Below are 26,377 nucleotides of genomic sequence, written 5' to 3' on the forward strand. Positions count from 1 at the left end.
TAATATTTGGAAGAAATCAACACAAATTTACATTTTTTTGAATTTAATAGCTTTTGGATTAGATTTTCGACACCATATAAAACCAATAATTCCAGCAATAATTGAAAATACTGCTACAATCTGTGAAGCTGCAATATTAATTCCTGGTACAACAAGTTGATCTGTTCTAAGTCCTTCTATCCAAAATCTCCCTATACCATATCCAGCTATATAAAGGAAAAAAATCTCTCCTGAATATTTTTTATACTTCCTATAAATAAGAAGTAAGACAAGTAGTACAATGTTCCAACAAGATTCATAAAAGAAAGTTGGATGTACCTGTATGAACTCAATACCATTACGCATAATACTATGATCTAACATATTTTGTGTAACAGGTGTAGAAGCTTCTGCTCTTACAATTTGCATAGCAAATAGATTATTTGTATAATCTCCGAAGGCTTCTTTGTTCACAAAATTGCCATAACGTCCTATAGCTTGCCCTACTAAAAGTCCATAGGCTGCAACATCTCCAAACTGCCATAAATTAATTTTACGTCTACGTGTATAGAAAATAGCTACAATGAGCGATGCAATAATAGCACCATAAATAGCAATACCACCTTGTCTTAGATTAAAAATTTGTGAAAGATTTTCACTATAATAATCCCAGTTAAAAGCAACAAAATAGGCTCTAGCACCAAGGATAGCAAAAACAATGTCATAAAGTAAAAAGTCGAAGATATCATCTGTAGACATGCCTTCCTTTTTACCAATATACATAGCAATAAGTAAACCTAGTAGAATACCACTAGTTAGAATAATACCATACCAGTAAATAGGAATACCAAAAATTTCAAAAGCAATAGGTTCTATATGGAAAGATAAATTCAAATGTGGAAAATAAATGTTTGGCATAAAGTTCCTCCTTTGTTTTATTTTAAATTATATTCCTTAATCCAGGTGGTGTAAACAGATGAGCTGCATATTTTTCGTATTTTATCCTATACTATATAAAGAATGTATTTTCATTTTATTAGGAGGGATCTACATGAGTACATCTAAACGCCATTATCGTGTTGCAGAACGTAATAAAGAACTTGAACAAGAAGAATGCGTACTTACTCAATCAAGCTTACAGCAACTCACCTTTTTAGGGCTATGTGTATATATTCTTTCTCTTATAATTAGCATAAGCTTAGGCTATTTAATAGGAAAAAATCATTAATTTCGCCAAAAACTGCAGATTCTTGCAGTTTTTTTCTTATAATCGCCATTGCAACCATCCTACATATCCTATATAATTTAAAATTAGTGTAACGCACATATGTGTCATAATAGAAAGGATGAAATAAATGAAACTAGGGATTGTAGGATTACCAAACGTAGGTAAAAGTACGTTATTTAATGCCTTAACCAAAGCTGGAGCTGAATCTGCAAACTACCCATTCTGTACAATTGAACCAAACGTTGGGGTTGTTGCTGTGCCTGATAAAAGATTAGACGTTTTAAAGGAAATGTATCAATCAGAAAAAATCTTACCTGCTGCTGTTGAGTTTGTAGATATTGCAGGTCTTATTAAAGGTGCAAGTAAAGGAGAAGGGCTTGGTAATCAATTCTTATCTCATATTCGTGAAGTAGATGCTATCGTTCAAGTTGTAAGATGCTTTGAAAATGACAATATTATTCACGTTGACAAAACCGTTGATCCACTTCGTGATATCGAAACAATTAACTTAGAGCTTATTTTTTCTGATATGGAAGTTCTTGAGCGTCGTATTGCCAAAACTAAAAAAACAGCTAAAAATGATAAAGCACTTGCAGCTGAAGTTGTTGTTTTAGAAAAAATTTACGAAACACTTGAGTCTGGTAAACCAGCACGTATGCTTCTTGGTGAAAGCGAAGAACAAGATGCTTTAATCCAAACACTTGGTCTTATTAGTGCTAAACCAGTTCTCTACGCAGCAAACGTATCTGAAGATGATCTTGTATCTGGTGAAGACAATGACTACGTAAAACGTGTAAGAGCTTTCTCAGCCGAAGAAGGTTCTGAAACATTCGTTATCTGTGCTCAAATCGAGCAAGAACTTGCTGATCTTGATGAAGAAGAAAAAGCAGTTTTCTTAGAAGACTTAGGTATCCATAATACAGGTTTCGACTTACTTATCGCAGCAAGCTACAAACTTCTTGGTTTAATCAGTTACTTAACTGCAGGACCTAAAGAAGTACGTGCTTGGACAATTACAGAAGGCACAAAAGCACCTGGTGCCGCTGGTAAAATTCACTCTGACTTTGAACGCGGATTTATTCGTGCTGAAATCGTTAACTTTAATGATCTAGTAGCATGTGGTTCATACAATGCTGCACGTGAAAAAGGTCTTGTACGCCTTGAAGGTAAAGAATACGTTGTCAAAGACGGCGATATTATTTTATTCAGATTTAACGTATAACAACTTTACTCCACAAAATAAAAGCACCCTTAAATAATAGGGTGCTTTTATTCATTTATTAACTTTATGAGTTCTTATTTCTCATCTGATGATAATCTTCTTCTGCTCCTACTGTCTCTTCTTTATGAGTAAACTTAGCAATTACATCTGGTAAATTAGAGATAAGACCTGGTACCATATCAATTAATTTATTTAAGCTATCTTGACCCTTTGTACTAATAAGCTGTGTTGTCCCATTTTGAATAACAAGCATAGCACTTGGTGTGATTCTAGCGCCTAAACCACCTGCTCCCTTATCTGAATTGCCATCTATATTCTTTTCTTTATCTTTATTACGTTCTTGCAACTTAGAAGTCGCAGCAGATCCAGCAGCCACTCCAAAACTCACATCTACAAGAGGGACTAAGATTGTATCACCTATATGTATAGGCTCTCCTACTACTGTTTTCGTATTAATAAAATTTTCAAGCTGACCTAATAGAACTTCTAAATTATTGTTGAGTTTTGATTCCATATTACTCATCCTTTCCTATTTTCATTAGTAATTTAATATAATTTCTTACTTCTTTATGTGTCACAAATATAATAAGAGGTTTAATAAATTTATAGAGGTTCGTTTTACCAAATAACTTTATATCACCTTTAAATGTAGCTTTTTCAAAATCTCCTACAACATTACCATACGGTGCATAAAAAGGATATAATGCCATAAGTTTTGCAAGCCACATGCCTGTTTCAGCAGGATCATCCAACCCAAAAATAAGATTAAAACTTATTCCTTTAGGACGTATAGCATGCCATAAGTCTTTGAGTAAGGCTTTGCAAAAACGAATAAAAGGACCACGATTTTCATCTTCCCAGATAAATTTAATGGTCTCTATCCAGTTTATTTCAGTACGTGAATGATTTGATGCTTTATTCTGCTTTTTAGAAGCTGTGTGTTTTTCTTCATGCCTTCTAACCTGTTCACTTTTACCTTGAGTTCTGCTCTCTAATTTTTCCACAGAAGAACTCACTTGAATCTTTTTACTTTCATCTGTATGAGTTGCCCGAGTGGATTTAGGCTGTTGCTGTCCTCTTTTATTTTTAGTAATAGCTTCTACTTCTTCCTGTGTTTCCTTCGTAACAACTTTTTGTGTCTTCTCTAATTTTTCTTCTACCTGCTCTTTAGCTTCTTCAAAAGATATTTCTTTAATAGTTCTTCTACAAAACCGAATCTTAATACTATTATTTGTTTTACAATCATATACAATACTTATAAGATGAAATATTTTAAACTGCATAGAGTAAGCTATTATCTCATACTTCTCGGCTCTTAGTCTATATTCAAGAGGTACAAAAAGAAGTACTAACAATAGGCAAAAAGCTACTCCAATGAGAATGCCTAGCAGTATTAATATTATCTTTAGTATCAGCCATAATATAGTCATTATACACCTCTTTATTTGGCTTCAAGCATTTCATAAGTTAAGGTTTTAGTATTATAAATCCCGTCAATAAGTTCTACAACATAGTCAATTAGCCAGGTTTTATCCTTACTCAACCCTAATGCATAACTTTCTTCATGCTTGCATGTCAGCTGATCACACGTTATAATTTCAAATAGATTTTGAGAATGAGGACATGTACAAAGTACATAAAGATCTTTGGGACCTCTATTTTTTCGAATACGTACATAGTGCCATTTGCTATGATGTAAATTCTGATCTATTTTTAAATATTTAGAGGTTTTCATTTCTATTCTCCTTAATTTTAAAAGGTAGCTAATGGGTTTACGTATACTTTTTAGCATATTATAGAAAATATTATAGCATACTCACTTATCTTTTGACTACATCCTAGTCCTCACATTATCGGCTTACTTCTATAAGTTGTATCCAAAATCAATATAATTATCCCAGAAAGGACATATTTTATGAACTTATCAGATTTACTTAAAGTTTCAGCCGGCTATCGTTTCTATATCCAACTGGGACTTGCACTTTTTACTTTTATCTTTTTTATTATCCTCAGCAAAACATTACGTAAGGCTACACTAAAGTTTTTTGGACACTTTAGTAATAAAATTCCTAACTTTTTAGATGAACTTACCACTGCACTTTCTAAACCTTTAGATTATTGGTGGATTTTAACAGGATTATACGTGGGACTTTTAATTTCTCCTTTTGTATACTATCCACACTTTAAACAAAGTGAACTCATTATTAATGAAAATCTCGTGATCAACCTTGCTCTTATTCCTTACTCCTTTGTAAATCTAGGCTATACAGTATGCTTTATCCTACTTCTTACATGGGGTGCTTATAATTGTGTAGATATTTATGAACAAATTCTTGTTAATATTGGCTCCAAATTTACCTTATTGGATCATAGCCTTCTGATTCGTTTTACCTCACGTATTATTAAGCTTATGATTATTATCATTGGCAGTGCTTTAATCATTGTCCAATTTGATATTAATATTGCGGGTATTTTCACCGGTGTAGGTTTAGGAGGGGTTGCCTTCACTTTTGTAGCCAAAGATACTCTTACCAATATTATGAGTGGCGTCGTACTTATGATTGATAGGCCTTTTACAATCGGTGATTGGATTGAATGTGGTTCTATTGAGGGGATTATAGAAGATGTGAGTTTTAGAAGTACACGTATTCGTACTTTTGAGCAAGGACTTGTCATCGTACCTAATGCGACTTTATCTAATGACAACATTCTCAACTGGTCCACTATGCCTAAAAGACGTGCAAAATTTACACTAGGTGTTACCTATGATACTTCCAAAGAACAACTTGAAAACTTTATTACTCAAATCAAAGAAACTCTAGAGCAAATGGAGGAAATCGAAAAAAATACTTATCTCGTTTACTTTAAAGATTTCGGCGATTATTCATTAAACATTGAAATTATGTACTATACTTTCCAAACTGGTTTAAAAGATTATACAGCTCTTAAAGAAGTTATTAACTTAAAAATTATGGATTTAGCAAGCCAACTTCATGTAGAGATGGCGTTCCCAACGCAAACCATCAAAATGCAACCTTAAATAAAAGGCACACCTATATAAGTGTGCCTTTTATTTGGCTCTAAACCATACTAGATTAGCTACTTCGAGTTTTATCACATGATTTAAAATAGGTAATTTTGTATAGTAAAGGGATTACCTAAGAAGAATGTTTGAACTATCTTGATAACGCCCTATTTGTTATCAATCGGGCATCTTTACAATTCAAAAGTAAAAAAGGATATTTTATTCACTAACGCTACTAAGCAAAGTGGAACAATACAGATTGTTTTTTATTATTTTAAGAACAACTCTTAATATTATTTTATCTAGTTTACAGCTCCTTAATAACGTTATCCAAAGTGGTACAATTATTGATAATGAGCAGCTCACTTTAACCAAAGCTAGGAAAACTCCTAGCTTTATTTCTTTTAAAATAGGAATTAAGCATTCAGTATTTTCATCGCTAACCTAATCCTTATCTGCATCTTCTACAGCAGTCACAGCAACATCTATTTCTACGTTGGCACGTACATCTATTCCTGCGACTCTCTTCATTTCGATAATTGTTATTTGATACCCTTTCAGCTATTCTTTCGTTTCGTGCTAAATCTGCCTGTGATGGTTCTCCTACCACTGCTCCAGTACGGAATGGTCCAACATATTTGACTTCATACCATACATAGTCCATATAAGTTCTTGGCGCAGCAAATTCACGTATTATTCTTGTATCTTCAAATGGCTCTGTTTGAAATGTTCTTCCATCTATTCTCCCACGGTTAAAATCATCAGAGTAGCTAAAATCATCAAAATCTAATGCATCATCTTCATAAATATCATTTCTCCAGTTTCCGCAGTCACTCATTTTATTGGTCCCTTAATATTGGTTCTTTTATTTTGTAGAGGTCTCTGCTATATACTACATCCTAACATTCTTATTTGTGTCAATAAAACACTTCTACATTAGATAAGTTTTAGAGCCTTCCTATTTAGATATTTAATTATAAATATGGCATTTATCTACTCCACTGGCTTTAATTTTTATGTTTAAAGAGTACCTTAGAATATAAAAAATAAGGCTAGAATCCAAGCCCTAGCCCAAATGACATTTTTATTAAAATATCTATTTTTAAAATTAATAATGCACCTATTAAAATGATTCATTATCTCTTCCATATTTCTGTTCGAATCACTTTTTATCTTCTACTTCGTCTATTTTAGATGTGAGTTCTTCCGTATTTTCTTTTAACTCCTCTAAACACTCCTCTAATTCTTCAATACATTCTTCCCCTTCATCAATATCACAGTTGATAACTGTTTCTACTGAACAACCTTCTATCTTTATGTCACAATCTCTCCCTGTTTGAATATCACCAATCGGACAATTTTCTAACTTGATATCACAATCGTGGTTTGTCTCTAGATTATGAACAGAACATTGAGTCATGATAATGTGCCCATTAGTTCCAATCCTAATATTATTAAGCCTATTCTCTAAAGCTACTATTCTCTCTTCTAGCTGTCTCATATATTCCTTATCATCCATTTCGTACCATCTCCTTTAACCTCCTAATCCTTTGTACTCCTCTAGTATACTATATCGAAAGTAGAATTCAAATAATCATATAGAGTTACAAAAATTCACTCATTTATGATACAGCTTACCATTTGAAAGAGGTATCAAAGGTCTTGAATTAGAACTTAAGGTGAAAAAAGGCTCCAATCCTCCTAAAGATTGAACCTTACTTATTAAGTTTATTATTTAAACTATAAATGCTGCATCTCCCTACCTCTGTGCATTCTCTTTTTCTATTTACTTTAATCTCCTGAATAGCCCCATAAAATTAGTAGGACCATTCAGCCACATCCACTAAAAAAATTTTGCATTCCTATGAATAGTAATCTCATTATACTCACTTCTTTATAGATAGCATGGATATAATAGGATAATTTTAGTCAAACGATTAGTTAATGCTATAATAGCTTTTGAACTATCTCAAAACCTTAAATAATAGGGCTTTATTTTTTTTACTAAAAATGTTAAACTACCTTCAAAGGAGTTGATATAGTGGAAAATGAATTATTACAACAAGTTTTACAAGAACTTACATCACTTCGTACAGATATAAAAAATGTACACAATAATATTCAGTCATTAGAACTTAAAGTAGATAACGGTTTCTCTAATGTTGATAAAAAGTTGAATGAATTAGCTAAAGATATTTCTCATGTTATTTCAGATGACGTTTCTCAAGCTATCTCTAGTCAACTACGTGATATTCGAACTGAAATATCCATTATCAAGTCGTCTGTTGGTGAACATGAATTAGACCTTAAATATTTCAAAAAAGTAACCATCCCTACCTTTAACAGCCCTAGATCCTAGGGCTGTTTTCTTTCCCATCTAGCACAAACATATGTTCTTTCTAAAAGTAAAAAATAAAACAATCTTTTGATAGCTTTTTGTAATGTTCTGTGGTTAAACTCTATTTGTGCTTCTAGCTTGTTAATCCTTAAGGTATAACTACTATTCATACAAAATGGAAGCTTATCTCAAAGATCTTAATAGCTATGATGTTGAATTAGAGAAAACTAAAGAGACTGTTTGTTCTTGGTTATATAGCATCTTTTTAACAATACTCATAGATCTGTTTCTGATGGAACATTTGACTACTACATGAATTTATATAATAAACATATCATACCTTCTACTTTGGGGAAAATAATAATTTCACAAGTAAAAACCAATCCATGTACAAGATTTCTTTAATAATACAGATAGTTCTGCTAGTGGATAAAGTATAATGAGCTATTTGTTAAAACAGGCTTTTGATTTTGCTATTAATAATAATTTATTAATGTATTGCCTCCAACTAGATACGAGCTATTTTTAAGATAGTTCTTTCTACTGGTATGCTCCTTAAAGAATTTTTCGCTCTAAAATGAGATAACATAAATTTTGATAATGATACAATCTTAGTCTACGAATCCTATAGACGTACAGCCAAATATAATACTAATGGTATAAGTGAAAGCATAGTAATCGTACCATCCCCATCTCTAATAACTTAAAGCCCCCTTTAGTTGCACATCAACAAAACTCTTCTTCTAAGTATGTATTCCCTTCATCTACTGGCCTATCGTATGATGTCAGAAAATATCCTCCGCATTCAAACAGCATTATGTAAGAAAGCCTGTATCCCCTATAAAAACTTTCATGCTTGATGTTATACATACGCAACTAGGCTTATTGAAAATGATGTTAACATTAAAACTGTATCTGAATTACTTGGACATGCTGATGTCAATATTACATTATCAACATATGTACATTGAACCGATGACAGTAAGAAGGATGCTGTAAATAGTTTAGAAAATTTATTTACAGTAAATTTACTGTAAATCGCAGAAAATCCCAATGGCTGATTCACTCAAACCATTGGGATTATTACCTTTATAAAGCTGTTAACCAAGTCTATACGCCGGGTTCTGTATTTGATAGTCATCTATCTCGACCTATAGTTACCTATAAGGCTCTAGCAACCTACCTAAGACGTGACGAGCAGCCACATATGTCTTTATCCGGTCTTGCTCCAGGTGGGGTTTACATGGCTTTCTAGGTCACCCTAGAAACGGTGAGCTCTTACCTCACCTTTCCACCCTTTCCTATTGCATGCAATAGGTGGTTTATTTCTGTTGCACTTTCCTTAGAGTCGCCTCCACTGGGGGTTACCCAGCACCTTTGCTCTGTGGAGCCCGGACGTTCCTCATCTGCGACCTTTCGGTACTTGCAGACGCGACCATCTGACTTACTTAACAACCTCATTACTTTACCATAAACTTTTACAGATGTCAACTAGTGGAAGCAACTACCTCCTACAAATTCACGTATAATAGAATTATAAGGTATACCTTCCGTACCTGCCGCAAGGAAATATTCTAAGAATTTCAGTAGCCTTTTAGCTTCACTATAGTAAGGAGACCTTCTATCAATACCAAACAAAAGTGGTTCAGCTTTATTTTTAAGAACTGCCAGTTCATATAGTAAAACAGTATTAAACATTACATCTGCTTCTTCTTGGAATGGGAAAATATTTTTATTTTCTCCCCTTCTTACAGAAGCCCACTGAGCAAGCGTCTGCTCGGCACTTAATCCTCTATACTGATAATCTCTTACCATACGACGAATAAGCCTTGTATCTGTTGTTGGAATACGATTATGATAATCTACATTAAGCTGAGTCAAACAGCTCACATAAACTTTAAATTTATTTTCTTTTGGTATAGCATAACTTAATTTTTCATTTAAGCCGTGAATCCCCTCTATAACTAACACATCTTCCTCTTCTAATGTAATAGTATGCCCTTTGTACTCTCTTTTCCCTGTCTTAAAATTAAAACGAGGAATCTCTACAGTTTCACCTGCAATGAGCCTTGCCATATGTTCATTAAAAAGTTTAATATCTATAGCTTCTAAGGCTTCAAAATCATACTCTCCATACTCATCTCTCGGGGTATTCTCACGGTCAACAAAATAGTCATCAATTGAAATCACGTGAGGTTTTAAACCATTTACTCTAAGCTGTATGCATAGCCTTTGTGCAAAAGTTGTTTTCCCTGAAGAAGATGGTCCTGCAATGAGTACAAGCCTCACCTTAGAGTGCTTGGAAATACTATCTGCAATCTGGGCTATTTTCTTCTCATGTAAAGCTTCTGAAACACGTATAAGATCTGGCAATTTACCTTCTGTAATAAGGTTATTTAAAGAGGCCACAATATCGACATCTAAAATACGTGCCCAGTTCTCAGACTCTTTAAAAACATGAGAAAGCTTAGGTTGTGGAACAAAATGAGCAAGTTCAACTGGATTTTGTTCATTTGGGAATAACAAAATAAATCCATGTGCATAAGGAATGAGTTTGAACAAGCGTACTTCTTTTGTATTAGGCATCATATATCCATAAAAATAATTTTTAATACCATCTAACTCATACAAATTCACTGTAGAGGTACGTCTATATTTAAAGAGCGCTTCTTTATCCGGCATATCTAACGCTTTAAACTGTCTAAGCGCTTCATCTACGGATAAAGTAGACTTCTGAATAGAAAGTTCCTTCTCCACTAAACTATGCATATAATCTTCAATAACCTGTAAATGCTCTGATGTACATTCAAGATGTTTGTCAAATTCACAAAAATATCCTCCAGCTATGTGGTGATTAACCAGTACGGTTGTACTTGGAAAGCATTTTTGCACCGCTACAATTAACAAAAAGGTAGATGTACGCTGATAAATACGCATACCATCCTTCTCTGTAAGATCTACAAAACTTACCTCTTCTAGAGGCTCCTCTATAGTACTACAGAGTTCCCTAAGTACATTACCAACTCTTGCACAGACTATAGGTGATGTATGCTTTACCTGTAACTGTTCAATAAGTTGCATAAATGTAGTACCTTTTAAAACCTGTACTACCTTACCATCTTTTAAATTTACACTTACTTGCTCACTCATAGGTTCTACCCCCTTTAATTAAGCTTATAAAGTTTGAAATGTCTCACCATCTACATTGGAACATACTATTTTCATATTTTTAAACTGTTTACTTAAATAACTCTCAATAATAGGCATAGCGATATTTTCTGAAGCATAGTGCCCTACATCTACTACAACAAGCCCTTTACTTAAGGCCTCTTGCGCCTGATGAAAGGAAACATCCCCCGTAATATAAAGGTCTGCCTGAGTAGCTGCTATACCTATAAAAGAACCACCACTACCTGAACAGAGCGCTACTTTAGAAATCATTTTATCCTCCTTAGCTACAAGTCGTACATAAGGAATCCCGAAAACCTGTTTAAGCTTACTTATAAAATCACTTACTTTTATAGGATCACACATTCCTACACGTCCAATCCCTTCATAATGCTCTATATTCTCTAAATTATAAAGATCATAGGCAACCTCTTCATAAGGATGAACACGCTTAATAATGTCCATAAGCTCTTGTACCTGACTTGGCTCAACCATACATTCAAGCTTAATTTCTTTAACTGCCTCAAGTTGATTCGTTTTACCTAAATAAGGATTGCTTCCCTCTAAAGGCATAAAAGTTCCAATACCTTCTGCTCCGAATGTACATCCTATATAATTCCCTATTGTAGCTTTATTACACTTTACTATAGCTTGACGTACTGCTTCATAATGTGATTGTGGTACATAGACCACTAGCTTTTGTAATTTATAAGATGATGTAATCTGTAAAGGTTTAATAGCTTTAAGCCCTATTTGATGCGCTAAGTAATCATTAATACCTCCTGTGGCTACATCAAAATTGGTATGCATTGAAAAAACTGCAAGGTCATGTTTAATAAGTTTATAAAGTATCTGCCCCATTGGTGTATCATAATCAATACTGTTTATGGGCTTAAAAAATAAAGGATGGTGTGTCACAATAAGTTGGGCACCTATATTTATAGCTTCATCAATAACTTCTAAATTTAAATCCAGTGCACAAAGTACTTTTTGAACAGGTGCTTTTTTAGAACCCACCATAAGCCCTATACTATCCCAAGATTCTGCAAGATGTGGTGGTGCAAAAGCATTTAGGGCCTCTACTACTTGTTTTATTGTATACATGTAATAGCCTCCCTATATAAAGCATATTCTTTTTCAAGTTGTGCTATACGCTCTTTAATTTGTTCTGTCTGGGTATCCTTTAGCTGCTCTATAATTTTTTTATAGCCGGCTCCTTTATAATTAAGCCATGACTTATAAAGTTCACTAGCATGTTCAAGTAAATATTTACCATATACATACTCACATTCTTTTTCATATTTTTCTACGCCTGGTACTGCAACAATGATTGTATAATACTTGCCATCTTCTTCAAGGAATGTCTCTTGTTCTATTTTAAATCCAATCTCATGTATATATTTTCTAATTTCTGTTAAATTATTCTGAGGTTGAAGGATAATTTTTTTCATCCCCTTTACAAGTTCTAAATCATTTTCTAGAATATCATGTATAAGGTATCCACCCATACCTGCTATAATTACCACATCTATCTGATCTTCTTTACAAAGCGTACTAAGACCTCCTCCTTGTCTGGTTTCTATACCTGTTACCTGATATTTAGCCATATTACGTTTTGCACTTTCAAGTGGTCCTTTATTAATATCACTTGCTATACAGTAAGATACTTGATTTTGTAATCTAAGATAGATAGGAATATACCCATGGTCCGTTCCTATATCAGCTATTCTCATATTATTCGGCACAAGGTTTGCGATTGCACCAAGTCTTTTTGATAATTGCACATTAACACCTCTTTGTCATTCATTATTATGTCATAATACAAAATAGAAGTTGAACTTTCAACTCCTATTCTAAGTAATCTTTTAATTTTTTACTACGACTTGGATGTCTGAGTTTGCGTAAGGCCTTAGCTTCAATTTGTCTAATACGTTCTCTCGTTACATTGAATTCTTTACCTACTTCTTCAAGTGTACGTGCTCTTCCATCATCTAATCCAAATCTTAATCTTAACACTTTTTGCTCACGTTCTGTAAGTGTATCAAGTACTTCTATAAGCTGTTCCTTAAGCAAGGTAAAAGCTGCCGCCTCTGCTGGTACAGGTACATCATCATCCGGTATAAAGTCACCTAAATGACTATCTTCTTCTTCACCTATAGGTGTTTCTAGTGAAACAGGCTCTTGAGAAATTTTCATAATTTCTCTTACCTTACTTACTGGCATTTCCATAGCTTTAGCAATTTCTTCCGGTACAGGGTCTCGTCCTAATTCTTGAAGAAGTTGTCTCGATACTCGCATCAGTCTGTTAATCGTCTCTACCATATGCACTGGAATACGAATTGTACGTGCTTGGTCAGCAATAGCACGTGTAATAGCTTGTCTGATCCACCATGTGGCATATGTACTAAACTTATATCCTTTACGATAATCAAACTTCTCTACAGCTTTTATAAGACCTAGATTCCCCTCCTGAATTAAATCTAAGAAAAGCATACCACGCCCTACATATCTTTTCGCGATGCTTACTACTAATCTAAGATTAGCTTCTGCCAACCTTTTCTTAGCCTCTTCATCACCTTCTTCCATTCTCTGAGCAAATTCAATTTCTTCTTCTGCGGATAAAAGAGGAACTTTACCAATTTCTTTTAAATACATACGAACAGGATCATCAATATTAATACCTTCTGGCAAGGTGAAGTCTATTTCTTCTTCCTCGTCTATATCACTTAAACTTCCTATGACATCAATATTCTGTGCTTCTAAATAGTCATAGATTTGTTCAATTTTTACTTGATCTAACTCTAAATCTGCAAAAGCATCTGAAATATCACTTTGTTCAAGAACTCCTTTTTTATCTTTAGCTAACATTAGAAGTTGTTCAAGTCTCGATCTAAAAGCTAATTTTCCCTTTGTTAATTCCTCTTTCACCATAATTCATCCTTTCTCCTGTCTACTATTCTAACCATTTATAAATTCAATATTCAACTTGTCTAGTGCCTTTTTACGCATTAATAACCTTTGAACTTCAGTAATATCTGATGTCATTTTTAAAGTTTTTTCAATATGAATCATATTCAAACGTTTAATAGTTTCCGTAAGCATTTTTCGGATTAAGTCATTCTCATCATAGCGCTCATCTTTTTTCATAAAAACGGTAGAGATAATTTTTTGATCTTTAATCTCTGGGTAACGATTATTAAAATAATCTATATCTACTGGTGTACTTTTTTCAATAGATTCAAAAATAGCACTTGCCAGTTCTTGTATAAGTCCTTCATCAAATAAATTAGTTCCTATATACCCTTTAATATAACCATATGCAAAAGGATAATTGTAAAGTGTACATAAAAATTCCAACTGCATAGGCAGTGTTCCTCCCCCTAAAGATTCTTGCACTTTAGGAGCTTTAACAGCCTGAATGGACTTTGCTTCACTTTGATAATATTTTTTTACCTCTGCCTGAAGGGCATCTTGATTAATTTGATATTTTTGTGAAATCTCTTCACTATAAATACTCTGCTCAATACTACTTTCAAGACTACCAATTAATTTAGCAACTTCTTGAAGGAATTTTACTTTTTCATCAGGTAATTCTAAATGATACGTACTCTCTATTTCTTTAATTCTAAACCAGATGTGACTTTCTGCTTCATCTAATAGCTTCTTCATCTCATCCGCTCCATGCTTTTTAAGAAATTCGTCTGGGTCTTTGGCGTCTGTTAACTGTAGGACTTTTACATTGATACCATTACTTCTTAAAATAGGAATAGCTCGGAGTGCGGCTTTCTTACCTGCTCCATCATTATCATACAAAATAACTACTTGCTGTGTATAACGTTTAAGAAGTTTAGCATGTCCATCTGTAAAAGCTGTACCAAGTGAAGCAACTGTCTGCGTAAAGCCAGCTACATGCATAGCAATAACATCCATATAACCCTCTACCAAAATATAATAAGGATGCTTTTCATTCCTTGCTATATGCAACCCATAGAGTGTACGGCTTTTATCAAAAAGTAGACTTTCAGGAGAATTAAGATATTTAGGTTGACCTTCTCCTAATATACGTCCTCCAAAAGCAATGACTTTTTTATTAAGATTAAAAATAGGAAACATGACACGATCAGAAAACCTATCAAAAAGCATCCCATTTTTTTTACTTTTTAAGAAAAGTCCAGTTTCTAGAAGGTCTTCATCCTCATAACCTTCTCTTTTCATATTTTGATAAAGAATATTGTATTCAGCTGGCGCATAACCTAAGCCAAAATGTTTAATCACATCACTTGTAATACCACGCTTATGAAAATACTCTAAAGCTTGTTCATTTTCTTTCAATTGCAAACTATAATAATAAAACCTAGCAGCTTTTTTATAGATTTCTAAATGGAGGGCCTTTTTATTCACGCCACCATTTTGCCCTTGCATTTTTTCTGCTGCATCCAAATCAATATGGGCTCTTTCTGCTAAAAACTGTAATGCTTCTGGAAAAGTCATATTTTCTTTTTGCATGACAAAAGTAATCACATTTCCTCCTGCCCCACAACCAAAGCAATAATACATTTGTTTATCTTCGCTTACTGAAAAAGATGGTGTTTTTTCATGATGGAAAGGGCACAATCCTGTATGAGAATGCCCTTTCTTTGTTAAGGCAGTATATTCGGAAATAATAGATATAATATCGCTGCGCTGCCTAATTTCGTCAATAATCTCGTCAGAATAATACATCTAGCTTCCTCTTTTCTATCAATTTAATAAATCTTCCAAGCTGTTGGAAAGAATAATTCACCATAAGTATGAATAGCATAACGGTCTGTCATGCCTGCAATATAATCACATACCACTTGCACCTTTTCTTCACCTTGCTCCAGTTCATTAAGGTATGTCTCAGGTAGTTTGTCAGGTTTATCCATATAATATGTATATAGCTCTCTGACAACATGTTTAGCCTTTTCTTCTTGCTCTTTTGCAATAGAGCCAATATAGACTCGTTCAAATAAGAATTTACGCATTTTAAGAAAAGCTTCTCGTACTTCAGCGCTCATTAAAATGTCATTTACCCCTTCGCTTGTTTTAATAATGTCTACAATAAGGGTATTAATACGCTTTGAAGACGTATCCCCTAGAAGTTTAGTATACGCCTTAGGTAATTCATTTGACTCTAATATTTTCCCTCTTAAGGCATCATCTATATCATGATTAACATAAGCTATTTTGTCAGATAACTGTACAATTTTGCCTTCTAGCGTATGAGGATGACCTTTAGTCTGATGATTAAGTATACCATCTCTTACCTCATAAGTGAGATTTAGCCCTTTACCTTTACGTTCAATATGCTCTACAACACGCAAGCTCTGAACATTGTGTTCAAATTTATGCCCTGTTAATTCTTGAAGTACATATTCTCCAGCATGACCAAAAGGCGTGTGTCCTAAGTCATGGCCTAAAGCAATGGCTTCTACTAAGTCTTCATTTAATCTTAAGGCTCTTGCAAGCGTCCTAGAAATCTGAGCTACTTCTAATGTATGTGTAAGTCTCGTACGATAATGGTCTCCTTCAGGTGAGATAAAAACTTGTGTCTTATGTGCTAAGCGCCTAAAAGCTTTCGAGTGTAAAATACGGTCCCTATCTCTTTGGAAAGCCGTTCTTACTTCACATTCTTCTTCTATTCTTACACGTCCTTTTGAATAAGCAGCTTTTGCACTATAAGGTTGTAAATGGTCGATTTCCATTTGTTCTTGTCTTTTTCTATGACACATGTTTAAAACACCTCCTTACACTTTATATTTATACCACACCCAGCACTTATTTCCTCTTTTTTTTCCTAGATTTGTATATCTACACAAAAACCCCCACTCTAAAAGTGGGGGTTTAGGCCTAAATGACTAGGTTTATTTATTTTTAATAGCTGCTTGTGCTGCTGCTAAACGTGCAATTGGCACACGGAATGGAGAACATGAAACATAATTTAACCCTACTTTATGGCAGAATTCGATAGATGATGGATCTCCACCATGTTCACCACAGATACCAAGTTTGATATCTGAACGTGTACTTCTACCTTTTTCAGCTGCCATTTGTACAAGTGCACCTACACCAGTTTGGTCAAGTCTTGCAAATGGATCTGATTCATAAACACCTTTTCCGTAGTAATCTTCTAAGAATTTACCAGCATCATCACGAGAGAAACCAAATGTCATCTGTGTTAAGTCATTTGTACCGAATGAGAAGAATTCAGCTTCCTCAGCAATTTGGTCAGCAGTTACAGCTGCACGTGGGATTTCAATCATTGTACCTACATGGTATGTAAGTGTAACATCTGCTTCGGCAATAGCTTTATCTGCTGCTGCTACAACAATATCTTTAACATATTTTAATTCTTTTACTTCACCAACAAGTGGAATCATGATTTCAGGAACAATATCATAACCTTTTTCTTGTTTCACCTGTATAGCTGCTTCAATGATAGCACGTGCTTGCATTTCAGCAATTTCTGGATAAGAAACTGCAAGACGGCATCCACGGTGACCCATCATTGGGTTGAATTCATGAAGAGATTCAACTGTAGCTTTTAAATCTTCAAATGTGATACCCATTTCACCTGCAAGTGTAGCAATATCTTCATCTGTATGTGGTAAGAATTCATGTAGTGGTGGGTCAAGAAGACGTACAGTCACTGGTCTTTCACCCATGGCTTCGTAAATACCTACAAAATCACCCTTTTGAAGAGGAAGAAGTGCATCTAATGCTTCTCTTCTTTCTGCTTCTGTTTTAGAAACAATCATCTTGCGCATTTTCATAATACGATCTTCTTCGAAGAACATATGCTCTGTACGACAAAGACCAATACCTTCTGCACCAAATTTAACTGCATTTTGTGCATCTTTTGGTGAGTCAGCATTTGTACGTACTTTAAGTGTACGGTATTTGTCTGCCCATGCCATGAAGGTTTCAAAGTCACCTGTAATTTCTGGCTCTACTGTTGCAACATCTTCACCGTAGATATTACCTGTTGATCCATCTAATGATATGTAGTCTCCTTCGTGGAATGTCATGCCGCCTAGTGAGAAGTGTTTTTCTTCTTCATTGATTTGGATTTCACCACAACCTGATACACAGCATGTTCCCATACCACGTGCAACTACTGCTGCGTGAGATGTCATACCACCACGTACTGTTAAGATACCGCGAGCTGCTGCCATACCTTCGATATCCTCTGGTGATGTTTCAAGACGAACTAAGATAACTCTTTCGCCAGCTGCACCTGCTTCTTTAGCATCTTCAGCTGTGAAGTATACTTTACCAGCTGCTGCACCTGGTGAAGCTGGAAGTGCCTTACCAATTACTTTAGCTGCTTTAAGTGCTTTTGCATCGAACATTGGGTGAAGTAATTGATCAAGTTGTTTTGGTTCTACACGAAGTACTGCTTCCTCTTCTGTAATTTGTCCTTCTGCCACTAAATCTACAGCAATTCTAAGAGCTGCTGCTGCTGTTCTTTTACCGTTACGTGTTTGTAAGAAGTAGAGTTTACCGTTTTCAACTGTAAATTCCATATCTTGCATGTCATGGTAGTGGTTTTCAAGTGTATGCGCAATATTCATGAATTCTGTATATACTTCTGGCATATCTTGTTCAAGTTGAGAAATATGGCTAGGTGTTCTAATACCCGCAACAACGTCTTCACCTTGTGCATTGATTAAGTATTCACCATAAATTGCATTTTCTCCTGTAGATGGATTTCTTGTAAAGGCAACACCTGTACCTGATGTATCTCCCATATTCCCAAATACCATCATTTGAACATTCACTGCTGTTCCCCAGCTTGATGGATAATCATTCATTCTTCTGTAAACGATAGCACGTGGATTCATCCATGAACGGAACACTGCTTTAACTGCTTCCATTAATTGAACTTCAGGATCTTGCGGGAAGTCTACACCTTTTACTTCTTTATATAAAGCTTTAAATCTAATAACCATTTCTTTTAAGTCATTTGCATCAAGTTCTGTATCAAGTTTAACACCTTTTGCTTCTTTCATCTCATCAATGATTTTTTCAAAGCGTGGTTTTGGAATTTCCATAACAACGTCTGAGAACATTTGAATGAAACGGCGGTATGAATCATAAGCAAATCTTTCATTCTCTGTTTTATTTGCAAGACCAACAACAGCTTCATCGTTAAGTCCTAAGTTTAAAACAGTATCCATCATACCTGGCATAGATACGCGAGCTCCAGAACGAACTGAAACTAATAATGGATTTGTATTGTCTCCAAATTTTTTACCTGATAATTCTTCCAAATTTACTAAACATGCTTTAATTTGTGATTCAATTTCATTAGAAAGTGCTTGTCCATTATTATAGTATTCAGTACAAGCTTCTGTCGTAACGGTGAATCCCTGAGGAATTGGTAAACCTAATTGTGTCATATCTGCAAGATTGGCGCCTTTGCCCCCGAGAAGATTTTTATTTTTTGGATCTCCTTCTTTAAACATATATACCCATTTTTGGTTCATGTTATTACCCTCCTAAATTTTTCATTTGGAAATTACCTTCGAACTAGACTTGCTATCTATTCCGTTTTCGTTATCATTATATCACAATTTTTATATTTTAAAATACTATTTTAATATTTTATAACACATTTTAATATTTTAATAATTTTTATACAAAAATTAGATTAATTTTTTATAAATAAGATCTTGTTTATTAGTTTAATATTTATTACTTTTTGTATATTTATTACAATACTTTTCTCTTGATTACATTTTAATAATATTAAAAATATTCATTCTATATAATTCTACAAAATAAAGAACCTGTATACTAAAAGTATACAGGTTCTTTATTTTAGGAATTAAAATTCCATTTTACCTTCAATATAAGCTACTAAATCTTTAATAGCGACACGTTCTTGTGTCATTGTATCACGATCTCTTACTGTTACCATTTGGTCTTCTAATGAGTCAAAATCAAATGTAATACAGAATGGTGTTCCAATTTCATCTTGTCTTCTGTAACGTTTACCAATTGAACCACTTTCATCATATTCTGCATTGAAGTGCTTAAGAAGCATTTGATAAACTTCTGTTGCTTCTGCAGATAACTTTTTAGATAATGGGAATACCGCAGCTTTTACTGGTGCTAAAGCTGGATGGAATCTGAATACTGTACGTGTATCGCCATCTTCAAGTTCTTCTTCATCATAAGCTTCACAAAGGAATGCAAGCGTTACACGGTCTGCTCCAAGTGATGGTTCAATACAATATGGCACATATTTTTCATTTGTTGTTGGGTCAAAGTATAACATATCTTCGCCAGAGTGTTCGCTATGTTTTTTAAGGTCATAGTCTGTACGAGATGCAATACCCCAAAGTTCACCCCATCCAAATGGGAATAAATACTCAATATCAGAAGTTGCATTACTGTAATGGGAAAGCTCTTCTTGGGCATGATCACGCATACGCATATTATCTGGTGTTACCCCTAAATTAAGAAGCCAGTTTTTGCAATAGCTTCTCCAGTAATCAAACCACTCAAGCTCTGTACCTGGTTTACAGAAGAATTCAAGTTCCATTTGTTCGAATTCACGTGTTCTAAAAATGAAGTTACCTGGTGTAATTTCATTTCTAAATGATTTACCAATTTGTCCAATACCAAATGGTACTTTCTTTCTACTTGTTCTTTGTACATTTTTGAAGTTTACAAAGATACCTTGTGCGGTTTCTGGTCTTAAATAAACAACATTTTTAGAATCTTCTGTTACACCTTGGAAAGTTTTGAACATAAGGTTGAATTGTCTAATATCAGTAAAGTTGTGTGCACCACATGTTGGACATGGAATTTGATTGTCTGCAATAAAGCTTTGCATTTGTTCATTACTCCAACCATCTACAACTTGGTCTTCACCTTTCTCATGAAGAAAGTCTTCAATAATTTTGTCAGAACGGAATCTTTCTTTACATTCTTTACAGTCCATAAGAGGGTCACTAAAGCCTCCTACGTGCCCTGAAGCCACCCATACTTGTGGATTCATTAAGATTGCACAGTCTACACCTACGTTATAAGCACTTTCTTGAATGAATTTTTTCCACCATGCTTTTTTAACATTATTTTTAAGTTCTACACCTAATGGGCCGTAATCCCATGTATTTGCAAGGCCACCATAAATTTCTGAACCTGGATATACAAATCCTCTTGATTTTGCTACAGCAACAACTTGTTGCATAGATTTTTCTTTCATTTTGTTACCTCCTAAAAATTGATGAAATAAAAAAACCTTTCATCTCTTGCCTATAGCAAGGGACGAAAGGTAACTTCCGCGGTTCCACCCTAATTGGATAACATGTATCCCACTTTCAATATTTCACTCCAAAGTGCCTTCATAAAACAAGTCGTAATCAGCTTTCACCCTCCTGATCTCGCTTAAACGCTCTTTATTTTACTACTCTTCTTTTTCATCGTAAAATCTAAAATTATGCATTTATGACTATAATGTAACAAAAAGAGTGGTAGCTGTCAAGTCATCTACCTTTATTCTTGCACATTCAAAATAAGATGTACTTTAGATGTATCCATTACAGTAATCTGAATAGCCCCATCTACCCACATTTCGTCTTCTAAAATACTTTTTAATACTTCCTTATCTTCAATAGGCTCTAATAACAAATGATACTCACTATCTATTTGCCATTCCACCATACTCACTTCATGCTGAGTCGTATAATCTTCTAAAAATGCTTTTGCAGCCTTTAAGTCTGTACAATTTATTTGCCAAACTTCTTCTGAAGGCATAGCACCTCTTGACTGTCTACCTACATCAGCTACTTCAGATTCGTTTTCCATAGCTATTGGTGCTACCCCATTATTATCTAGACTAACTGCCATTGGCATTGGAGCGTCTTGTATAGGTTGCTCTTGGCTAACACCACCATCTACAAGCACAAAGCCAATTAATAGTGCTGCTACTAAACCGGAGGCATAAGGCATCCACTTATAGACCTTCTTCTTAGGCTTAACCTCTTGACATAAACGTTTATGCACATCATCATGAAAAGTTTTAGGCACTTCTACCTCTTTTATTTCATGCATAACGGATTTCATCATAAGCAGAGTCTCTAAAGTTTCTCTACATGAAAGGCAATGTTCAAGATGTTTTTCTAGTTGCTTCTTTTCATCTAATGTTAATACATCATCTACATAAAGGGATATACGTTCTTGGTAATCTTCACATTTCATAAATTGCCCTCCTTCTTTATATTATGACGAAAAAATGACTTATAAGGTTCCTTATCTTGTGTTAAAATTTGTTTCATAGCTAGACGTGCCCTTGAAAGCCTCGATTTAACAGTCCCCTTACTGATAACTAAAATATCTGCAATTTCCTCATAACTATAACCTTCTAAATCCCTTAAAAGAAGAATTTGCTTATGCTCTTCTTTTACCTCATTAAGTGCTTGAAGCATAATATCCTTTAGCGCTAACTGCTGTACATGTTCATTCATAGGATCAGCTAGTTCTTTTTCCTCTAATACCCACTCTGAATCCTCTTCTTTTGACTGCCTAAACAGAGAAATTTCCTCTTTATTTTTTCTTTTTCTTAAAAGATCAAGACATTGGTTAGTGGCAATACGATATATCCATGTACTAAACTTGGCATTTCCTTCAAAAGCATTTATTTGCCTCCATATTTTCAGACAAATTTCCTGTGCACCATCATAAGCTTCTTGTTCATCATGAAGCATACGCAAGCAAATATTATAAATAAGCTTTTCATAGCCTAAAATTAATTGTTCAAATGCATCTACATCGCCCTTTTGAGCCTTTTGAATCAGACGCTTTTCTAATCTTTCCTCCAAGAGTTCCTCTCCTTTCCGTACAAACCAATCTTTTTTATCATATCATATTTTTATTTAATTAACATTAATATTATAGTTTCATCTAGAAAAATTATACAATAAGACTTGCTTCCCCTAGAAATATATGTTATTATTATAGAGCACTTGCGGATGTGGCGGAACTGGCAGACGCAGCAGACTCAAAATCTGCCGATGGTAACATCGTAAGGGTTCGATTCCCTTTATCCGCATAATAAAAAAACCTGAAGAATATTCTTCAGGTTTTTTTATTATGCTCAATTCCCCATTTATTCTGCTTTCTTAGGTCTAAATACATCTGATAGCCCTTTTTAAGAATATACTTTTCATCAGAAAATTTAATAAGATGATAAGCCTCATGAAATTTATAGTAGCCACTATCTACAAAGTGTTCTTCTCTTTGTGGTTTACTATAAAAATTATCTGCACTCATCAAATACCAATGTACTGTTTTGCTCACCATATCTTCTTTCCCTCGGAAATGATACTGACTGGAACCAATATATCCTATAATTTTGGCATCTACACCGGCTTCTTCCTTAACTTCTCTTTTTGCCGTCATTTCATGTGTTTCACCTAATTCAACAGTTCCTTTAGGTAATACCCACCCTACATATTTATACTCTCTCTTACTCTTAAAGTCTTTATATAAGGTGAGTATTTTTCCTTTATAGATCACTACACCACCACAACTGACAGTCTGTATCATAAAGCCACCTGTCTTTCTTTTAAACTCTAGTTGTATTTAAGTATAGCTTGTTTGAAACTTTTTTTCAACTAGATAAAGAAGGTTACCTCTGCGCATAAGCTTCTATAATCGTTTGACTTACATCTAAAGCTTTCGCACCCTGGCCACCTTGTTCTACAACAACGGCTAGTACAAGACTTTCTTTTTTTGTATCTTTAGGTTCTACAAACCCTACAAAAAGAGAATGGTCTTTGCTTGTTTCATTTTGAGCTGTACCTGTTTTACCACCTATAAGCATATCTTTACGATAAAGCCTATTACCAGTTCCTTCTGTTACCACCTTTGTCATAAGTGATTTTAATGTACTACATGTCTTTTCATCTAAATAAGTTCCTTGATATTCAGGCAAGTTTTTTAAAGCTATTTCCCCCCTTGTATCTAGCGAATAATCTATCATATAAGGCACCATAAGTACGCCATCATTATAAAGAATAGAACCTATCATAGCTAGATGTAAAGGCGAAACAAGTGTTTCTCCTTGTCCAATATAAGTAATCAATTTATCAAAGGAACTGCTATTTGCGTTTAGACTAAACTGACTTTTTTTATACTCTACTTTTACAGGTAACTCTTGGTTAAATAGAAGCTTATCCGCTACCTGTTTAAGTTTAGCGATAGGAACCTGATCCGTTAATTCAACAAAGTACGTATTACATGATTTAGCAAATGCTGATTCTAAATTAACTACCCCATGTGCTTTACCATTATTACATTTAATTTGGTGATTATCTTTTGTAATACTACCTTTACAATCGTATTCAAAATTAAAGGCTACATCTCCCTTTTCTTCTAGATAAGCAATAGTCGTAAGAATTTTGAAAGTAGAACCTGGTGGATAAAGTCCCTGCGTAGCTCTATTAAGTAGTGGACTTTCTTCAGTATCTTGTGTGAGGTTATCCCAGTTTACACTGATTTTATTGGGATTAAATCCAGGTGTGGCATACATAGCTCTAATTTTACCAGTTCTAGGCTCTAATACAATAGCCGCACCTTTTCTGCCATCTAATCCTTTTTGAGCCGCTTCTTGTAGCGTATGATCAAGTGTTAAATAGACATCATGCCCTTTGAACTTTTCTCCTGCAAAAGCATAATTTAGCAAAGCCTTTGCATGGTAGTCTGGGTAGAGAAGTTCTACGTTTGCCATAGCCTCTACCCCTACTTTACCATGTCCTACATAACCTATAGCATGCGCATAGGTACTGCCATAAGGATAATTTCTGCCTCCTTCTTCACTTGTCGCAAGAAGTACGCCCTGAGCATCATAAATATTACCTCTTACTACCTCAGCCTCTAAATGATCTAAACGTTTGTTATAAGGATTCATAACGATTTTTTTACTCTCTACTGCTGTGAAATAGCCTAAATACGCACCTACACAGATAAAGATAATAATAAAAACACTTGCTACTCTATAAATATAGCGATTATTCTTCATAGGTTTCACCTTCTTTGCGTGCAAATTTTAATGTCTTTCTTATGAGATAAGTCAATATACCCATCATGCCTAGACTGACAAACAAAGAAGTTCCTCCATAACTTACAAATGGCAGTGTAATCCCTGTAAGAGGAAGGAGTTTCATAACACCACCTATAATAATTAAGGTTTGAAGCCCTAAAATAACTACAAATCCTACGCATAGAAACTTTGAAAAGTCATCGAGCTGAATAAGTGCTGCTTTAAGTCCTTGTAAAATAAGTGCAAGAAAACATAGCAGAATAATGAGTCCAAATAAATTCCCAAACTCCTCACAAACAGCAGCAAAAATATAATCTGTTGTTACAATAGGTATAGTTGTTGGTATGCCTCTTGTAAGTCCACTTCCAAACCAGCCCCATGTTCCCATGGCGAATAGACCTTGCACAACTTGATAGCCTGTATTAGCAATATCAGCCCATGGATCTAACCATGCTTGCACTCTTACACGTACATGCCCAAATAACATATAAGCAATGAAGGATGCTCCTACCCCACCTATAATACCTAACAATGGTAGAAAAGCCTTTTTCGTCCCAATATATAGCATGACAAGGAAGGTAAGTCCATATAAAAGTGCACCACCTAAATCTCTTTGTATAACTAAGGTAAGAAGAATAAAACCTGTAATACCACAAGCTATAAGTAATTCTTTCATCTTATGCTCTTTATAAGTGAACTCATGGAAATGTGCTGCTAAAAACATAATAAAAGTTACTTTGCCAAACTCAGATGGCTGAAAACCTATCGGTCCTATTTGTACCCAGTTGATCGCTCCATATTTAGCTTCTCCAAATATAAAAGGCAATACAATCATTCCAATTGTCAAAATCATATAAAGTACTTTATATTTAGGTCTAATTAATCTACTACATAAATTAGGCAAAAATAATGCAATACTCATCCCTAAAATAAACCATACTATTTGCTTTGTGGCTTCAGTATGATTTAAGCGTTCCAGCATAATGTAGCTTACATCTATTAGAAAGAAAATAATATGCCATATAATGAGCTCATCTTGTCTTTTTAGTAGTTTAATCATCCACCTCGCTAGTGTCATAACAGCAAAGAATACAATACTATTAAATAAAATCCCCTGCCTTACTGCAAGACTAGGCGCTTTTCCAAATAAAATAGCAGTTCCTCCTAGATGTAGAAAGCTAATACATATATAAAGCAATGTGTTTTTTTGCTGAGGCTGTCCAAGAGAGTAACTAATAAAAGGTTTCATATAACTAAATACTAATACAATAAAAATTAGACCAAACCCCGCGAATATATAACGACTTAGTAAAATCATTAGCTCTAAATAAGGCACTTTATCA

At 34.3% G+C, this 26,377-nt stretch carries 23 protein-coding genes, 1 tRNA gene, 1 other RNA gene and 1 pseudogene; 6 read left to right on the plus strand and 20 right to left on the minus strand.

Annotated features, from left to right (window positions below; all coding sequences use genetic code 11):
* Positions 1–27: 27 nt before the first annotated feature.
* Positions 28–897, minus strand: coding sequence for a prolipoprotein diacylglyceryl transferase (gene lgt, locus ACLTBU_RS00595; protein WP_177669827.1), 870 nt, complete (start codon positions 895–897; stop codon positions 28–30).
* Between the two features lie 133 nt (positions 898–1,030).
* On the opposite strand from lgt, the gene ACLTBU_RS00600 reads away from it, so the two are divergent.
* Together ACLTBU_RS00600 and ychF are read left to right on the plus strand one after the other, a co-directional pair.
* The gene (locus ACLTBU_RS00600; RefSeq protein WP_177669825.1) at positions 1,031–1,207 is read left to right on the plus strand and encodes a hypothetical protein; all 177 of its coding nucleotides are present in this window, start codon (positions 1,031–1,033) and stop codon (positions 1,205–1,207) included.
* Positions 1,208–1,334: 127 nt separating this feature from the next.
* On the plus strand, positions 1,335–2,429 hold the full coding sequence (gene ychF, locus ACLTBU_RS00605) for a redox-regulated ATPase YchF (protein ID WP_177669823.1): 1,095 nt from the start codon (positions 1,335–1,337) through the stop codon (positions 2,427–2,429).
* Positions 2,430–2,493: 64 nt separating this feature from the next.
* On the opposite strand, the gene ACLTBU_RS00610 is transcribed toward ychF, so the two are convergent.
* From ACLTBU_RS00610 to ACLTBU_RS00620, 3 genes are read right to left on the minus strand one after another with little or no spacing between them, the layout of a single operon-like run.
* Positions 2,494–2,943, minus strand: a complete 450-nt coding sequence (locus tag ACLTBU_RS00610; protein WP_412217077.1) for a GerW family sporulation protein — start codon at positions 2,941–2,943, stop codon at positions 2,494–2,496.
* 1 nt (position 2,944) lies between these two features.
* A complete protein-coding gene (locus ACLTBU_RS00615; RefSeq protein WP_249333140.1) occupies positions 2,945–3,859 on the minus strand; it encodes a hypothetical protein in 915 nt (304 codons plus the stop codon).
* An 11-nt stretch (positions 3,860–3,870) separates the two neighbouring features.
* The gene (locus ACLTBU_RS00620; RefSeq protein ID WP_249333139.1) at positions 3,871–4,164 is read right to left on the minus strand and encodes a hypothetical protein; all 294 of its coding nucleotides are present in this window, start codon (positions 4,162–4,164) and stop codon (positions 3,871–3,873) included.
* A 180-nt stretch (positions 4,165–4,344) separates the two neighbouring features.
* On the opposite strand from ACLTBU_RS00620, the gene ACLTBU_RS00625 reads away from it, so the two are divergent.
* On the plus strand, positions 4,345–5,469 hold the full coding sequence (locus ACLTBU_RS00625) for a mechanosensitive ion channel family protein (protein ID WP_177669815.1): 1,125 nt from the start codon (positions 4,345–4,347) through the stop codon (positions 5,467–5,469).
* Positions 5,470–5,905: 436 nt separating this feature from the next.
* Here the strand turns inward: ACLTBU_RS00625 and ACLTBU_RS00630 are convergent, their stop codons facing one another.
* Positions 5,906–6,292, minus strand: a complete 387-nt coding sequence (locus ACLTBU_RS00630) for a hypothetical protein (RefSeq protein WP_412217079.1) — start codon at positions 6,290–6,292, stop codon at positions 5,906–5,908.
* A gap of 324 nt (positions 6,293–6,616) precedes the next feature.
* Positions 6,617–6,973: a hypothetical protein gene (locus tag ACLTBU_RS00635; protein WP_177669811.1), complete on the minus strand. Its 357-nt coding sequence runs from the start codon at positions 6,971–6,973 to the stop codon at positions 6,617–6,619.
* A gap of 522 nt (positions 6,974–7,495) precedes the next feature.
* Between ACLTBU_RS00635 and ACLTBU_RS00640 the strand changes: the two genes are divergently transcribed.
* Both ACLTBU_RS00640 and ACLTBU_RS00645 read left to right on the plus strand, forming a co-directional pair.
* A complete protein-coding gene (locus ACLTBU_RS00640; RefSeq protein WP_177669809.1) occupies positions 7,496–7,813 on the plus strand; it encodes a hypothetical protein in 318 nt (105 codons plus the stop codon).
* An 857-nt stretch (positions 7,814–8,670) separates the two neighbouring features.
* A pseudogene (locus ACLTBU_RS00645) lies at positions 8,671–8,763 on the plus strand (hypothetical protein); the annotation flags it as partial.
* Positions 8,764–8,889: 126 nt separating this feature from the next.
* On the opposite strand, the gene rnpB reads toward ACLTBU_RS00645, so the two are convergent.
* From rnpB to ACLTBU_RS00700, 11 genes are all read right to left on the minus strand, one after another.
* Positions 8,890–9,243, minus strand: an RNA gene (gene rnpB / locus ACLTBU_RS00650) — RNase P RNA component class A.
* A gap of 40 nt (positions 9,244–9,283) precedes the next feature.
* Positions 9,284–10,942 carry a nucleoside kinase gene (locus ACLTBU_RS00655; RefSeq protein WP_249333208.1) on the minus strand — a complete coding sequence of 553 codons (1,659 nt, stop codon included), beginning with the start codon at positions 10,940–10,942 and terminating at the stop codon, positions 9,284–9,286.
* A gap of 24 nt (positions 10,943–10,966) precedes the next feature.
* Positions 10,967–12,064 carry a Nif3-like dinuclear metal center hexameric protein gene (locus ACLTBU_RS00660; RefSeq protein WP_249333207.1) on the minus strand — a complete coding sequence of 366 codons (1,098 nt, stop codon included), beginning with the start codon at positions 12,062–12,064 and terminating at the stop codon, positions 10,967–10,969.
* Complete coding sequence (locus ACLTBU_RS00665) at positions 12,052–12,744, minus strand: tRNA (adenine(22)-N(1))-methyltransferase (RefSeq protein WP_177669804.1); 693 nt, start codon at positions 12,742–12,744, stop codon at positions 12,052–12,054. Before ACLTBU_RS00665 ends, ACLTBU_RS00660 begins: the two co-directional genes overlap by 13 nt.
* A 64-nt stretch (positions 12,745–12,808) precedes the next feature.
* Positions 12,809–13,888 carry an RNA polymerase sigma factor RpoD gene (rpoD, locus tag ACLTBU_RS00670; RefSeq protein ID WP_330597699.1) on the minus strand — a complete coding sequence of 360 codons (1,080 nt, stop codon included), beginning with the start codon at positions 13,886–13,888 and terminating at the stop codon, positions 12,809–12,811.
* A gap of 30 nt (positions 13,889–13,918) precedes the next feature.
* Complete coding sequence (gene dnaG / locus ACLTBU_RS00675; protein WP_412217081.1) at positions 13,919–15,682, minus strand: DNA primase; 1,764 nt, start codon at positions 15,680–15,682, stop codon at positions 13,919–13,921.
* A 23-nt stretch (positions 15,683–15,705) separates the two neighbouring features.
* Positions 15,706–16,713: a deoxyguanosinetriphosphate triphosphohydrolase gene (locus ACLTBU_RS00680; protein ID WP_177669799.1), complete on the minus strand. Its 1,008-nt coding sequence runs from the start codon at positions 16,711–16,713 to the stop codon at positions 15,706–15,708.
* A 132-nt stretch (positions 16,714–16,845) separates the two neighbouring features.
* On the minus strand, positions 16,846–19,470 hold the full coding sequence (ppdK, locus tag ACLTBU_RS00685; RefSeq protein WP_177669797.1) for a pyruvate, phosphate dikinase: 2,625 nt from the start codon (positions 19,468–19,470) through the stop codon (positions 16,846–16,848).
* 341 nt (positions 19,471–19,811) lie between these two features.
* Positions 19,812–21,197, minus strand: a complete 1,386-nt coding sequence (locus tag ACLTBU_RS00690; RefSeq protein ID WP_177669796.1) for a glycine--tRNA ligase — start codon at positions 21,195–21,197, stop codon at positions 19,812–19,814.
* A gap of 290 nt (positions 21,198–21,487) precedes the next feature.
* A complete protein-coding gene (locus ACLTBU_RS00695) occupies positions 21,488–22,192 on the minus strand; it encodes an anti-sigma factor family protein (RefSeq protein ID WP_412217083.1) in 705 nt (234 codons plus the stop codon).
* Positions 22,189–22,812 (minus strand): RNA polymerase sigma factor, encoded by a 624-nt coding sequence (locus ACLTBU_RS00700; RefSeq protein ID WP_177669792.1) that lies wholly within the window; start codon positions 22,810–22,812, stop codon positions 22,189–22,191. The genes ACLTBU_RS00695 and ACLTBU_RS00700 overlap by 4 nt, the downstream gene beginning before the upstream one ends.
* Before the next feature lie 146 nt (positions 22,813–22,958).
* On the opposite strand from ACLTBU_RS00700, the gene ACLTBU_RS00705 reads away from it, so the two are divergent.
* A tRNA-Leu gene (locus ACLTBU_RS00705) sits at positions 22,959–23,042 on the plus strand.
* 26 nt (positions 23,043–23,068) lie between these two features.
* Here the strand turns inward: ACLTBU_RS00705 and ACLTBU_RS00710 are convergent.
* The 3 genes from ACLTBU_RS00710 to ACLTBU_RS00720 all read right to left on the minus strand — a co-directional run bounded on the left by ACLTBU_RS00710 (position 23,069) and on the right by ACLTBU_RS00720 (position 26,370).
* The gene (locus tag ACLTBU_RS00710) at positions 23,069–23,539 is read right to left on the minus strand and encodes an NUDIX hydrolase (RefSeq protein WP_177669791.1); all 471 of its coding nucleotides are present in this window, start codon (positions 23,537–23,539) and stop codon (positions 23,069–23,071) included.
* 82 nt (positions 23,540–23,621) lie between these two features.
* Entirely contained in the window at positions 23,622–25,013 is a 1,392-nt protein-coding gene (locus ACLTBU_RS00715) for a peptidoglycan D,D-transpeptidase FtsI family protein (protein WP_177669789.1), read from the minus strand.
* Positions 25,003–26,370 carry an FtsW/RodA/SpoVE family cell cycle protein gene (locus ACLTBU_RS00720; protein WP_177669787.1) on the minus strand — a complete coding sequence of 456 codons (1,368 nt, stop codon included), beginning with the start codon at positions 26,368–26,370 and terminating at the stop codon, positions 25,003–25,005. Before ACLTBU_RS00720 ends, ACLTBU_RS00715 begins: the two co-directional genes overlap by 11 nt.
* Between the last annotated feature and the right edge of the window lie 7 nt (positions 26,371–26,377).

The organism is Zhenhengia sp., assembly GCF_046966505.1.
GTDB lineage: Bacteria > Bacillota > Clostridia > Lachnospirales > Cellulosilyticaceae > Zhenhengia > Zhenhengia yiwuensis.